At 74.1% G+C, this 13,095-nt stretch carries 10 protein-coding genes; all 10 read left to right on the top strand.

The window, feature by feature from the left end:
- Positions 1–50: 50 nt before the first annotated feature.
- The 10 genes from OG587_RS15565 to OG587_RS15610 all read left to right on the top strand — a co-directional run bounded on the left by OG587_RS15565 (position 51) and on the right by OG587_RS15610 (position 13,085).
- Complete coding sequence (locus tag OG587_RS15565) at positions 51–2,945, top strand: type 2 lanthipeptide synthetase LanM family protein (RefSeq protein WP_329090910.1); 2,895 nt, start codon at positions 51–53, stop codon at positions 2,943–2,945.
- Positions 2,935–3,180 carry a hypothetical protein gene (locus tag OG587_RS15570; RefSeq protein WP_329090912.1) on the top strand — a complete coding sequence of 82 codons (246 nt, stop codon included), beginning with the start codon at positions 2,935–2,937 and terminating at the stop codon, positions 3,178–3,180. The genes OG587_RS15565 and OG587_RS15570 overlap by 11 nt, the downstream gene beginning before the upstream one ends.
- A gap of 39 nt (positions 3,181–3,219) precedes the next feature.
- Positions 3,220–6,159: a helix-turn-helix transcriptional regulator gene (locus tag OG587_RS15575; protein WP_329090914.1), complete on the top strand. Its 2,940-nt coding sequence runs from the start codon at positions 3,220–3,222 to the stop codon at positions 6,157–6,159.
- Positions 6,160–6,377: 218 nt separating this feature from the next.
- Positions 6,378–9,605, top strand: a complete 3,228-nt coding sequence (locus OG587_RS15580; protein WP_329090916.1) for a type 2 lanthipeptide synthetase LanM family protein — start codon at positions 6,378–6,380, stop codon at positions 9,603–9,605.
- Positions 9,605–11,770 carry a peptidase domain-containing ABC transporter gene (locus OG587_RS15585; protein WP_329090918.1) on the top strand — a complete coding sequence of 722 codons (2,166 nt, stop codon included), beginning with the start codon at positions 9,605–9,607 and terminating at the stop codon, positions 11,768–11,770. The genes OG587_RS15580 and OG587_RS15585 overlap by 1 nt, the downstream gene beginning before the upstream one ends.
- An 82-nt stretch (positions 11,771–11,852) precedes the next feature.
- Positions 11,853–12,038, top strand: a complete 186-nt coding sequence (locus OG587_RS15590) for a hypothetical protein (protein WP_329090919.1) — start codon at positions 11,853–11,855, stop codon at positions 12,036–12,038.
- Positions 12,039–12,143: 105 nt separating this feature from the next.
- Entirely contained in the window at positions 12,144–12,317 is a 174-nt protein-coding gene (locus OG587_RS15595; RefSeq protein WP_329090921.1) for a hypothetical protein, read from the top strand.
- Between the two features lie 31 nt (positions 12,318–12,348).
- Positions 12,349–12,516, top strand: a complete 168-nt coding sequence (locus OG587_RS15600; RefSeq protein WP_329090923.1) for a hypothetical protein — start codon at positions 12,349–12,351, stop codon at positions 12,514–12,516.
- A gap of 31 nt (positions 12,517–12,547) precedes the next feature.
- Entirely contained in the window at positions 12,548–12,727 is a 180-nt protein-coding gene (locus OG587_RS15605) for a hypothetical protein (protein WP_329090925.1), read from the top strand.
- 181 nt (positions 12,728–12,908) lie between these two features.
- Entirely contained in the window at positions 12,909–13,085 is a 177-nt protein-coding gene (locus OG587_RS15610; RefSeq protein WP_329090927.1) for a hypothetical protein, read from the top strand.
- The last annotated feature ends 10 nt before the right edge of the window (positions 13,086–13,095 follow it).

Below are 13,095 nucleotides of genomic sequence, written 5' to 3' on the forward strand. Positions count from 1 at the left end.
GGGCATTGCACCCATGTCATGGTTTGTAGTGGTCGCCATACTTGCTGGCTGTGAACCCCGCAAGCCCGCCCGCCGTCGTGCCGCCCCGAGTCCGGGCCGCGGCGCGTCCCTCTGACCGGGCCACCGCTCCCGAGGCGGCTCGTCCCGTTGCCGGAGCCGGCGCGTCGGAGGCCGTCGTGGACACGTCCGGCGTCCCGGCGGGGCGGGACGCGACCCTGTCGGACGCGGTGCGTCCGCTCGTCCGCCAGGCGGTGGGGCGGCTGGTCGCCGGTGCCGCACGGCTGGAGGGTGGGCCTGGGCTCGCCTCGGTCCGGGAGCGGTTCGCGATTGACCTGACGGCCAGGCTCACCCGGATCGCCTCCCGGGTCCTGGTGTTCGAGCTGAACGCGCGGCGGGTGAGGGGGGAGCTGTCCGGAGCCACGCCGGCCGAGCGGTTCGCCGATTTCGTGGGCCGGGTGGGCGGCGAGAAGGGGCTCGCCGGGCTGCTGGAGGACTACCCCGTCCTCGCCCGCCTGCTGCGTCAGGCCGCCGACCAGGCGGTGGAGGCGGGGCTGGAACTCCTGACGCGCTTCGCGGCGGATCGCGAGCACCTGCGGGAACTGCTGGGGGGCGATCCCGGGAGCCCGGTGGAGTTCTCCGCCGCCGGTGACAGCCATCTCGGGGGGCGCGCCGTCACCGTGGTGACCCTGGCCGGCGGCGCGAAGGTCGTCTACCGGCCGAGGCCGGTCCAGGCGTACCTGCACTTCGCAGAGGTGCTCGACTGGCTTAACGAACGACTCCCCGGCCTCGGCCTGCGCGTCCCGCGCGCGGTGCGGCGGGAGGGCTACGGCTGGACGGAGTTCGTGCTGGCCGAGCCGTGCGCGGACGCGGCCGAGGTGGAGCGGTTCTACACGCGCGCCGGTGCGCTGCTCGCCCTGCTGTACGCGTTGAACGCCATCGACGTGCACTACGAGAACCTCATCGCCTGCGCGGATCAGCCGGTGCTGGTCGACGTCGAGACGCTGTTCCACGCGGCGTTGCCCGCGGAGGCGTCCGCAGACCCGGCGCTGCACGCCCTGCGGGACTCCGTCCAGCGCACCGCGCTGCTGCCGAAGATGATGGTCGGCGAGCAGGGCGCGCTGGACGTCTCCGGCCTGGGCGGGGACAAGGACGGGGTGTACCCGTTCCTGTCCGCCCAGTGGGAGGAGGCCGGGACGGACACGATGCGGCTGGTGCGCGGCGTCACCCGTTTCACCGGAGCGGCCAACCGCCCCACGCTGAACGGGGTGGACGCCGACCCGGCCGACCACGTGCCGAGCCTGCTGGCCGGTTTCCGGCGTGCCTACGACGCCATCGCGGCGGGACACGACGAACTGCTGCGCGGGCCGCTGGCGCGGTTCGGCCAGGCCGAGGTCCGCGTACTGCTCCGGCCAACCCGCTTCTACGGCGAGCTGCTGATCGAGTCGACGCATCCGGACGTGATGCGGTCCACCGCCGACCGGGACGAGGTGTTCGACCTGCTGGACGCCGTGTCGGCCGGCGACCCCGCGCGGTCGGCCGCGGTGCCGTCCGAGCGGGCCGACCTGTGGGCGGGGGACATCCCGTACTTCGGCGCGTCCCCCGGTGAGCGGGAGATCCGCGACGGTGGGGGCAGGGCACTGCCGTGGCGTCCGGAGGAAAGCGGGCTGGACCTCGTGGCCGCCAAGCTGGCCCGGCTGGGCGACGCCGACCGGGAGAACCAGGAATGGATCATCCAGGCGTCGATGGCGGCCCGGGTGGCGGGTGGGCGGCACGCGCCCGGCGAGCCGTCCGAGGCGCCGTTGCCGGCCACGGTGCCCCACCCGGCGGCGCTCGTGGCCGCCGCGCGGGGCATCGCGGACCGCCTGTGCGCGACCGCGCACCGCGACGGCCGTACCGTCAACTGGCTGGGCCTGGAGCCGGTGGAGGACGGCCGGTGGACGATCATGCCGTTGGGCGCGGGGTTGTCCAGCGGGTACCTCGGCGTCGCGCTGTTCCTGGCGCAGGCGAGTCGCGCCACCGGGATCTCCCGCTACATGGACTTCGCCCGGATGGCGGTGCGGCCGCTGCCTCGGCTGCTGGAGCGGATCGGCGCGCACGAGGCCCTGCTGCGAGCCGTGGGCTGCGGGGGATTCAGCGGCCTCGGCGGCATCGCGTACGGCCTGTCGCAGCTCGGCGTCCTGCTCGGCGACGCCGAGGTGGCGAGCTGGGTGGAGCCCGCGGTGGAGGCGGCCGGCGCGGCGGTCACCGACGAGGCGCCGCTGGACGTCCACGACGGCCTGGCCGGGTGCCTGGCCGCGATGCTCGCCGTCCGGCACAGCACGGGGGCGGCCGTGGCCGGCCGCGTGGCGGCGGCGTGCGCGGAACGCCTGGCGGCCTCGGTGCCCTCGGCGGCGGATCTGCCGCCGGGTTTCGCCTTCGGCGCCGCGGGCGTGGGGTGGGCGCTCGTCAGGCAGGGACCGAGCCCGGACGGCGCCCGTCTGCTCACCCGCGCCGCCGCGCGGGCGGCGGAGGGGGACACCTGGTGCCACGGCCGGGCCGGAGTGCGCCTGGCCCTGTCCGACGCACTGTCCGGCGCTGCCCTCCCGGGCGATCCGACAGCGTCCCCGACGGTGTCCCCGACGGTGTCCCCGATCTCCGGCGTCCCGCTGGGGGGACACGGCCTGTGCCACGGCGAGGCGGGGCGTCTGGAGACGCTGAGCGCCCTCGCCCGGCGAGGCGACGACCCCGATGCGCGGCGGTCACTGCACCGCCACACCGGCAGGCTGCTGGCCTCGCTGGACACGTACGGGGCGCGGTGCGGTACTCCCCGCCACGCGTCGACCCCGGGCCTGCTGGACGGCCTGGCCGGCATCGGCCACGGTCTGCTCAGGCTGGCCCTTCCCGAGATGACACCGTCGGTGCTGCTGCTGCGGCCGACTGATGAAGGAGAGATCCGTGGACTCTGAGAACCGTTCGACCGCAGGGGAGCCGGCCGCGCCGCGGCAGGACCGGCTGGACAATCCGGCCGGATCGATCATGATCAGACTGGCCGGGGTGTCCCCGGTGACCCGCGCGCTGGTGCTGGCCGGCCTGACGGTGGGGACGACGATCGCGTTCGGCTCGCCGGACACCGCGGCGCACGCGGTGATGGCCGCGGGCGGGGACGACACCGTCATACCCGTCTCTATGAGTGCGCCTTAATACCATTTTTCCTGACATGACGGCAGTTAGCCTGTCGTCATGTCATTTACCTCCCCCATTTTGGTCGGACGCGAAAGGGAAATCGAGCAACTCGACCGGCGTCTGGCCGCCGCGCGAGACGGCCGGGGTGGCGCGGTCTTCCTGCTCGGCGATCCCGGGATAGGCAAGTCCCGCCTTTCCGCGGAGTGCGCGTACCAGGCGTTCGACACAGGGATGGTCGCGTTACGGGGACGGGGCGGAGGCGTCAGCGCGGACATTCCGTTCAAACCGCTGTGCGAGGCGCTGCTCTCCTACACCAGGACGAAGGAGCCGCCGGACGATCCGGCCCTGATGCCCTATCTGCCGGCGCTCACCAAGCTGGTCCCGGAGTGGCGCCGGGCGGGGGTCGCCGACCATCTGGAGTCGGTGATGGTACTGGCCGAGGCGGTCCTGCGGCTGCTGGCCGTCATCGGGCGGGACGGCGGCTGCCTGCTCGTCCTGGAGGACCTGCACGACGCGGACGCCGACACGCTCGCCGTCGTCGAGTACCTCGCCGACAACCTCGCCGATGTGCCCGCCTTCCTGCTGGCCAACGCCCGCAGCCACGCCGGGCCGGCGCGGTCCGTCGCCGAGACCTGCGCCCAGCGGCGGACCGCGGCCCTCGTCGAGCTCGCGCCCCTGCCGCCGGAGCAGCTCGCCCGGCTGACCGCCGCCTGCCTGGAGGTCTCGCCCGACGACCTGCCCCAGCAGCTTCTCACCCGTCTGGAACGTGACACGGCGGGCGTCCCGTTCGTCGTCGAGGAGCTGCTCGCCGCCATGGCGGACGTCGGCGCCCTGGAACACGACGGGCGGCGGTGGCGGCTGAACGGCGACCCCGCGATCGACGTGCCGACCACGCTGGTGCGCAGCATCACGCTGCGCGCCGCCCAGCTGAGCCCCTCCGCCCAGGAGTTGCTGCACATGGCGGCGGTCTTCGGCTCCCGCTTCCCGGTTCCGATGATCCAGGAGGCCACCGGCCTGGCCGACCGCGAGGTGATGGACTTCCTGCGCGCGGGGACGGGGGCGCGGCTCATCATGCCGGACGACTCCGCCGGCGACTGGTACGCCTTCCGTCACGCGCTGATGGCCGAAGCCCTGCGTTCCTCGCTGATCCCTCTTGAGCGGGCGTCGATCGCGCGCCGCGCCGCCGGCGCGCTGGAGCGCCTGCACCCCGGGCTGCCCGGCGAGTGGTGCCAGATCGCGGCCACCCTGCGCCTGACCGCCGGGGACACCCTCGGCGCGGCCGGCCTGCTCGCCGACGCCGGCCGCCGCCTGCTGGACGACGGTGCCGCCGACCTGGCCGTGACGCTGCTCGAACGCGCCTACACCATGCTCGGGTCCGCCCCCGCCGACCTGCGGGCGAGCGTCCTCCAGGGGCTCCTGCACGCGCTGACCGAGAGCGGGCAGGCCGACCGCGCCTTCGCCCTCGCCAAGGACCTCCCGATCAGCGGCGACCTGGCGATGACCATCCCGCACGAGATGGACCTGCGCACCAAGCTGGCCTGGGTCGCCGCCGAGATCGGCGGGACCGCCGACGGCCTGGCGCATGTCGCGGCGCTCCGCAGGCTCCTCCAGATCAACCCGGACGAGGCCCGTACGGCGGCCATCGACGTGATCGAGGCCCAGCTCATCGTCCCCGACCACGGGGTCCTCCAGCAGAGCCCCCAGCGGATGGCCGCCGCCGAGGCCCTCGTGCGGCGGGCCGTGGAGGTCGCCGAACGCGTCCCACTCCCCGAGGTGGCCTGCCAGGCGTGGGAGCGGATGGCGATGTTCTCCCGGACCCGCGGGTTCGACGAGCCCGACCGGTGCCTGACGCGGGTGGTGTCCATCGCCGACGCCCACGGCCTGAAGCTGTGGAAGCTGCGGGCGATGCTGCGCCTGGCCGTCAACCACGCCCTGCGCACCGGCGAGCGGGAGCCGCTGGAGGAGGTCGGCAGGGCGGCGGCCCGGACGGGCGCGATCAGCCTGGTCCACTCCACCCAGGCGTCCCTGGTCATGACGGGGGTGCTCCGCGGCGAGTACGGTGACGCCCACGAGCTCGCCGTCCCGTGCGTCGAGTCCACCATCCGGCTCGGCCACACCGCCTACACCCAGTATCTCCTCCTCGCCCAGGCCACGCTCGCGGCCCACCAGGCCAAGCGCGCCGACATGGAGGGCGCGCTGGAGCGGTTCCGCAGGTGGGGCGGCGAGAGCAGCCTGCACATGCCGGTGGTCTACGGCCTGTGCCAGGCGATGTGCGCACTGCTGGAGGAGGACCGCGACCTCTGCGGCGAGATGCTGACCAGGGCGCGGGAGTGGGAGGACGACAACCCCACCATCTACTACCTCACCGGCAGGTACGGCCTCGGCGTGCTCATGGACGTGCTCGCCGGCCGGGCGGGCGCCACCGAGTGCGACGCCGCGGAGACCACCTCGGCCGCCGAACTGGCCTGGAACCGGACCTTCCTCCACCTGGCCAGGGCCGTGCTGCTGGGCCGCCGGGGCGACCCCGAGCGCGCGCTCGCCGCGTTCGGAAGGGCCGCCGAGGCCGCCCGGCCCTTCCCCCTCGCCCACCATCTGGGGCTCCGGCTGGTCGCCGAGGCGGCCCTGGCGGACGGCTGGGGCGAGCCGCTGGTCTGGCTGCGCACCGCCGAGGAGTACTTCCACCAGGCGGGCATCCCCGCGGTCACCGGGGCCTGCCGGGCGATGCTGCGCGGAGCCGGCGCGGCCGTGGCGCAGCGCCGTACCGGACGGGAACAGGTGCCGAGCGGGCTGCGTGCCCAGGGCGTCAGCGTGCGGGAGTACCAGGTGCTCGCCCTGCTCGCCGAGCGGCGTGGCAACGTCGACATCGGCAAGCGGCTGTTCATCTCGCCCCGCACAGTGGAGAAGCACGTCGCGAGCCTGCTGCAGAAAACGGGCCTGCCCGACCGGGCCGCCATGTACGAGCACGCGGCCGAGTTGATGCGCCACGGTTCCGCCTGACGCGGCCGATGCCCCTATGGCGCCCCGTTGTACGGGCACGCGGCCGAGCTGGTGTGCACGGTTCCACCTGACGCCCCGCTGTACGGGCACGCGGCCGAGTTGATGTGCCACGGTCCCACCTGACGCGGCCGATGCCCCCATGACGCCCGGTGGGCCCGCGCGAATATGGGGGCGGCGCCCGCATGTGGCCGGCGCCGCGCGTCGGCAGAGTGCCAGCTATGAGCGGAGACGGAATCACCCCAGGGGCGGCGCCCGGACTCGGCGCGGAGTGGTGGGCGGGCGGGCTGACGCTGGCCGAGCGGCTGGACCGGACCGGCGGGGACATCCCCGCCGGCCGCGCGCCGGAGTCGGCCGGCGAGACCGCGCGCTGGCGGCTGCGGGAGTGGCGGAACGCTCACGGGCTGCTGGAGAGCGGGCAGTTCGACCGGCGGCTGGCCGCGGCCGGGCTGACCGTCGACGGGCTGGCCTCGCTGCTGGACGAGGAACCCGCCGCCCTGGCCGGCCGCGTCGCCCGGCCGGACTGGGCCGTACGGGCCGCCGAGTCGATCGCCACGGCGCACGCGACGTCCGCCGAGGTCGTCGCCCGCGCGGACGCGGTGCCCGCCGACGAGGGGTTCGCGGCGATCATGGCGCCGTTCGCCGAGGGCGCGCTGCGACACCTGGGCGACGCGCTGGACGCGTGCGGCCCGGCCGTCCGGGCGGACGCCCTGCTCGCGGCCTGGAACGTCGAGCTCCGGCAGCGGCTCGCGGCGCCGGCGTCGCGGACGCTGGTGCTGGAGCTCAACGTCATGCGCGTTTCGCGGCGGCTTGAGGGGGCGACGCCCGAGGAGCGGTTCGCGGACTTCGTCCGGTGGTTCGGGCGCCCCGAGGCGCTCGCCGCGCTGTGCGAGGAGTACCCGGTGCTGGCCCGGATGCTGACCCAGACGGCCGACCGGTTCGCGGCCGGCCGGAGCGAGATGCTCGCCCGCTACACCGAGGATCGGCCCGACATCGTGCGGACGCTGCTGGGCGGTGCCGACCCCGGCCCGCTGACGGCGGTCGAGGGCGGCGGCGACACCCACCAGGGCGGTCGCGCGGTCAGCGTCCTCACCTTCGAAAGCGGCGCGCAGGTGGTGTACAAGCCGCGCCCGCAGGCCGTCCACCGGCACTTCAACGACGCCCTGGCCTGGCTCAACGAGCGCGTCGCGGGCCTGGACCTCATCCGCCTGGCCGTGCTGGACCGAGGTTCGTACGGCTGGGTGGAGTTCGCGCCCCACCTGCCGTGCCAGGACCGGGAGGAGGTCGCCCGCTACTACCACAGGCTCGGCGCGCTGCTCGCGATGCTGCACGCCCTCGACGGCGCCGACTTCCACTGCGAGAACCTGATCGCCTGCGGCGACCAGCCCGTGCTGGTCGACCTGGAGGCCCTGCTGCACCCGCTGGTGCCCGGGGCGGGGATCGAGCGCCTCATGGAGGACCCGGCCGCGCTGGCCCTGGAGTCGTCGGTGAGCCGCAGCGGCCTGCTGCCCGAGCTGATGGTGGGCGAGAGCGGCGTGATCGACCTGTCCGGCATGGGCGGTGACAAGGACGCCGTGCTGCCGATGAAGACGCCGACCTGGACCGGACGGGGCACCGACGAGATGCGGCTGGTCCGCGAACACCTGGTCTTTCCCGGCGTGCGCAACCGCCCGCGCCTGGGCGAGGACGAGGCCGACCCCGCCGACCACCTCGACGACCTGCTGGCCGGGTTCGGCGTCGGCTACGAGGCGATCGCGGCCGACGCCCCCGCCCTGGTCCGGCTGATGACCACGTTCTCCGGCGACGAGGTCCGCGTCGTCCCGCGGGCGACCCGTACGTACGGCAAGCTGATGATGGAGTCCACCCACCCGGACGTGCTCCGCCACGGCCTCGACCGCGACCGCGTGCTGGACTACCTGTGGGCGATCACCCACGGCGATCGCACCCGTGAGCGGCTGATCGCCTACGAGGTGGAGGACCTCTGGGCGGGCGACATCCCGATCTTCACGACCCGGCCAGGCAGCCGCGACCTGTGGACCTCCGGCGGCGTCCGCGTCCCGGACGTCCTGCCCGAGTCCAGCCTGAGCCGCGCCGTCCGCAAGGTCCTCGGCATGGGCCGGGCCGACCGCGCCCGCCAGGAATGGGTCATCCGGGCGGCCATGGTCACCCGGGACCGCTCCGGGCTCACCGCGCTCACCACCGTCGCCGTCGGCACGGCCCCCGCCGCCCCCGCCCCCGCCACCCTCGCCGCCGTCAGACCGGACGAGGCCAGGCTGGTCGCCGCCGCCCGGGACGTCGCCGACCTCATCGACCGCCACACCTGTGCCTCCGGACCCGGCGGGCGCGTCAACTGGCTCGGGCTGGAGCTGGTCGAGGAGAAGTACTGGATACCGCAGCCGCTGAGCTGGAACCTGTACGACGGCTACACCGGCGTGGCGCTGTTCCTGGCCCAGTGCGCCGCCGTCACCGGTGAGGAGCGGTACGCCGACCTGGCACGGCGCGCGGCGGTCCCGCTCGCGCGACTGGCCGAGGACCCGCCGGAGGAAGGCGTCATGGGCGCCTTCACCGGCCTCGGCGGAGTCGCGTACGCCCTCACCCACCTGGCCGTCCTGCTGGACGACGCGGGGCTGGCGCGGCCGGTCGAGGGCCTGGTGGAGCTGTGCGCGAAGGCGGCCGGCCAGGACGAGGCGCTGGACGTCATCTGCGGCAGCGCCGGAACCCTGGCCACGATGCTCGCGATCCACCGGGTCACCGGGTCACCCGCGGCCTGGCGCACCGCGGAGGCGTGTGCCGAACGCCTGCTGGCCACCGCGGTCCCCGCCGGGGCCGGAGTGGCCTGGCACACGCCGATGAGCGACGACCTGCCGCTGACCGGTTTCTCCCACGGCGCCGGCGGCATCGGCTGGGCGCTGCGCCGCTACGCCGAGGCGGGCGGCGACCCGCGCGCCCGTGACACCGCCCTGGCCGCCTTCGCCTACGAGAGCGAGCACTACCGGCCGGACCTGCGGGGCTGGCCCGACTACCGGCAGGGACAGGGCGGCGACGACATGCTCCACGCCTGGTGCCACGGGGCACCCGGCATCGGCCTGTCGCGCGTCGGCGGCCCGGAGCCGGACCTCGACCGGGACCTCGACCGCGCGCTCGCCGCCGAGCTGGAACGCGGGCCGATGGCCAACCACAGCCTCTGCCACGGCGAGCTGGGCAACCTCGAACTGCTCATCCAGCTGCGCCACCGGCCGGAGGCGGCGGAGCTGCTGGCGGCCCGCACGGCCCACCTCCTCGACGACCTGGCCCGCCGCGGCCCCCGCTGGGGCGCGCCCGGTGCCGCCCCCACCCCCGGCCTGATGAACGGGCTGGCCGGCATCGGGCACGGCCTGCTCCGGCTCGCCCGGCCAGAGAGCGTCCCGTCCGTGCTGCTGCTCGACGCGCCCGTCGGGAGTGAGGGCTGATGGGCAGGGTCCCGCTGCGACACCAGCTCACCTCCACCGAATGCGCCGCGGCCTGCCTGGCCATGATCGCCAGCTTCCACGGCAGGGACACCCGGGTCGCCGAATGCCGGGAGATGCTCGGCATCGGACGCGACGGCGTCTCCGCCGCCCACCTGATCGCCGCCGCCCCCCGGATGGGCCTGCACGCGCGGACCGAGCGGACGGAGCGCCTCGGCCCCATCGACCAGCCGGCCATCGCCTACCTGGCCGACCACCACTTCGTCGTCGTGGAACGGGTCGGCGCGCGGCGCGTCCGCCTGGCCGACCCGGGCGGCGGCCGCCAGTGGCAGAGCGTGCGGGACTTCGACCGGCGCTTCGGCGGCGTGCTGATCCACGTGTCTCCCGGCCCCGAGTTCGTCCGGCGGCGCACTCCCATGCGGGAGTGGCTGATGCTCCGCTACCTGCGGGACTTCGTGGCGATGCCCGGCAGCCGGAGTCTGCTCGCCGCCGTGCTGGCCTGCGCGACCGTGCTGAAGCTGCTGGCCCTGGTGCTGCCGCTCGCCACCCAGCAGGTCGTCGACACCTTCGCCCCCGACCGGCGGACGGACATCCTGCCGATCTTCGCCGTGGTGGTGCTCGGCACCACCGTCCTGGCCGGGCTCACGACCCTGCTGAGAGAGATGGCGGTGCTCACCCTGCGCGTCCGCGCCGAGGCGACGCTGGGACGGCAGCTCATCCGCCACATGCTGCGGCTGCCGCTGTCGTTCTTCATCCAGCGCCGCAGGGGAGACCTGCTCGCCCGGCTCGGCAGCGTCTCCACCACGCGCGAGACCGTCACGCAACGGCTGCTGATACTCGTACTGGACGCCGCGCTCCTGGTGGGCTACCTGATCGGCCTGGCCGTGCTCGCCCCCGGCTACGTGCCCGTCGTCCTCGCCCTGGGCGCCGCCCACGTGCTGCTGGTGGTACGGGTCTCCCCGCGGGTCGCGGCCGTCTACCAGCGGGAGCTGTCGGCCAAGGCCGAGGAGCAGAGCTACCTCACCGAGACCCTGGAGGCCGTGGTCCCGGTCAAGGCCAACGGTGTCGAGGGACGGGCCGAGCAGCACTGGGTGCGGCTGTTCGACACGTATCGCGGCGCTCTGGTCGTCCGCGGCCGGATCACCGCCGGCCTGGAGGCCTTCCACCAGGCCCTCACCATCGCCGCCCCGCTGCTCCTGCTGCTGACCGGACTCGGGCTCGTCCTGAACGGCGGCATGACGATCGGCACCGCGCTCGCCGCCAGCACCGTCGCCCTCGCCGTGCTCGCCCCCCTGCAGGGGCTGGCCAGCGCGGGCCAGAGCTACCCGATGCTGCGAAGCCAGATCGAGCGGGTCTACGACATCGTCGACGCGGACGAGGAACCCACCGGCCCCGTGCGCCTCCCCGCGCACACCGCCAGCGGCATCGAGGTCGAGGAACTGGTCTTCCACTACCAGGCCGACGCCCCGCCGGTGCTCAGGGACCTCACCTTCACCGTCCCGCCCGGCAGCAAGCTCGGCATCGTCGGCCGCACCGGCTCCGGCAAGAGCACCATCGCCCTGCTGGTCCTCGGCCTGCTGCGCCCCACCGCCGGTACGGTGCGCCACGACGGGTACGAGCTGGCCGACCTCGACGTCCACGACCTGCGCTCCCGCTGCGGGGCCGTTCTGCAGGACCTCAACCTGTTCAACGGCACGATCATGGACAACCTCACACTCGGCCGGGAGGACGCCACCGAGGAGGAGGTGGTGCGCGCCGCCCGCATCGCCGGACTGCACGACGACGTGGGCGCCATGCCCATGGCGTACGGCACCCTCGTCGGCGAGGCCGGCGCCGCGCTGTCGGCCGGGCAGCGCCAGCGGGTCGCCCTGGCCCGCGCCCTCGTCCACAAGCCTCGCCTGCTCATCCTGGACGAGGCCACCAGCCACCTCGACCCCGAGACCGAACGCCGCGTCGACGCGGCGCTGTCCGGGCTCGAGGTCACGCGGATCGTGATCTCGCATCGGCTGAGCGCGATCCGCGACGCCCACAAGATCCTCGTGCTCGACCGCGGCCGCATCGTCGAGCGGGGCACGCACGAGGACCTCATCGCACGAGAGGGGACCTACCGAGAGCTGTTCGCGCACGACGCGGCGCCCCGGCGGCGAGCCGGGGCACTGAACGCGTGAGGCGCGCCGGATCCCGCCGGCGCGCCCCATGACCGATTCCGATCGTGATCCACGAGATCCCAATCCAGAAGGAGAGTACGTCATGTCCGACAACGAGCTGGTCCGTCAGTGGAAGAACCCGCAGGCCCGCAGCGCCGACCTGGCCCACCCGGCCGGGGAGATCAGCCTGGACGACGCCCGCGTGGTCGGCGGCCGCCCGCCGGTGAGCGAGTACATCCTCTCCTACGGCTGCTGCCCCACCGGCCTGTGGTGCGGCGGCGACTTCTGATCCGCTCCACCGCGAAGGGCCCTCGGCCCACCTTCGCGCCGGTCCGGCCGGCGCCTCCCGAAGCATCGAATCCCACCACATCGAATCTCACCAAGGAGTGATGTCATGTCCGACAACGAGCTGGTCCGTCAGTGGAAGAACCCGCAGGCCCGCAGCGCCGACCTGGCCCACCCGGCCGGGGAGATCAGCCTGGACGACGCCCGCGTGGTCGGCGGCCGCCCGCCGGTGAGCGAGTACTTCTTCTCCCTGGGCTGCTGCCCCACCAACGCCTTCTGCTGATCCCCGGCGGCCCACACCAAGGAGTCATGTGATGTCCGACAACGAGCTGATCCGTCAGTGGAAGAACCCGCAGGCCCGCACCGCCGACCTGATCCACCCGGCCGGGGAGATCAGCCTGGACGAGCTGGTCGGCGGCCGCGAGCCCGCCACCGAGGGGCTCGCCTCCTGGGGCTGCTGCCCCACCGGCACCTACTGCTGACCCGCGGCCGCGTGCGCCAAGGAGGCGTGTGATGTCCGACGACGAGCTGATCCGTCAGTGGAAGAACCCGCAAGCCCGTACGGCCGACCTGGTTCACCCCGCCGGCGAGATCGACCTCGACGAGCACCTCGCGCGCGTCGTCGGCGGCATGCCGCAGGAGACCTGGCCTCCGGTGATCTCGCACAAGTGCTGCACCGTGGACCTCTGCTAGGAGGCCCGGAGCGTTCGGCCCGGGACCGTGACCGGGCGCCGCGCCGCGGACCTCCGCCACGAGGTCCGCGGCGGGCCACCGGACACGGCCACCAACGGTTACCAAGGGGGCCGGCCCGGTCCTCGTGCCGGACCGGCCCCCGCGTCCCACGCACAACGAATCTCGACCAAGGAGACATGTGATGTCCGACAACGAACTGATCCGTCAGTGGAAGAACCCGCAGGCCCGTACGGCCGACCTGGTCCACCCCGCCGGTGAGATCAGCCTGGACGAGCTGGTCGGCGGCCGCGAGCCGCGGACGGAGCACTTCATCAGCATCGGCTGCTGCGCCACCAGCACGCTCGCCTGCCCGGTGTAGTCCCGCCCGG

Origin of the sequence: Streptosporangium sp. NBC_01469, from assembly GCF_036227305.1 — a bacterium.
Taxonomy (GTDB): domain Bacteria; phylum Actinomycetota; class Actinomycetes; order Streptosporangiales; family Streptosporangiaceae; genus Streptosporangium.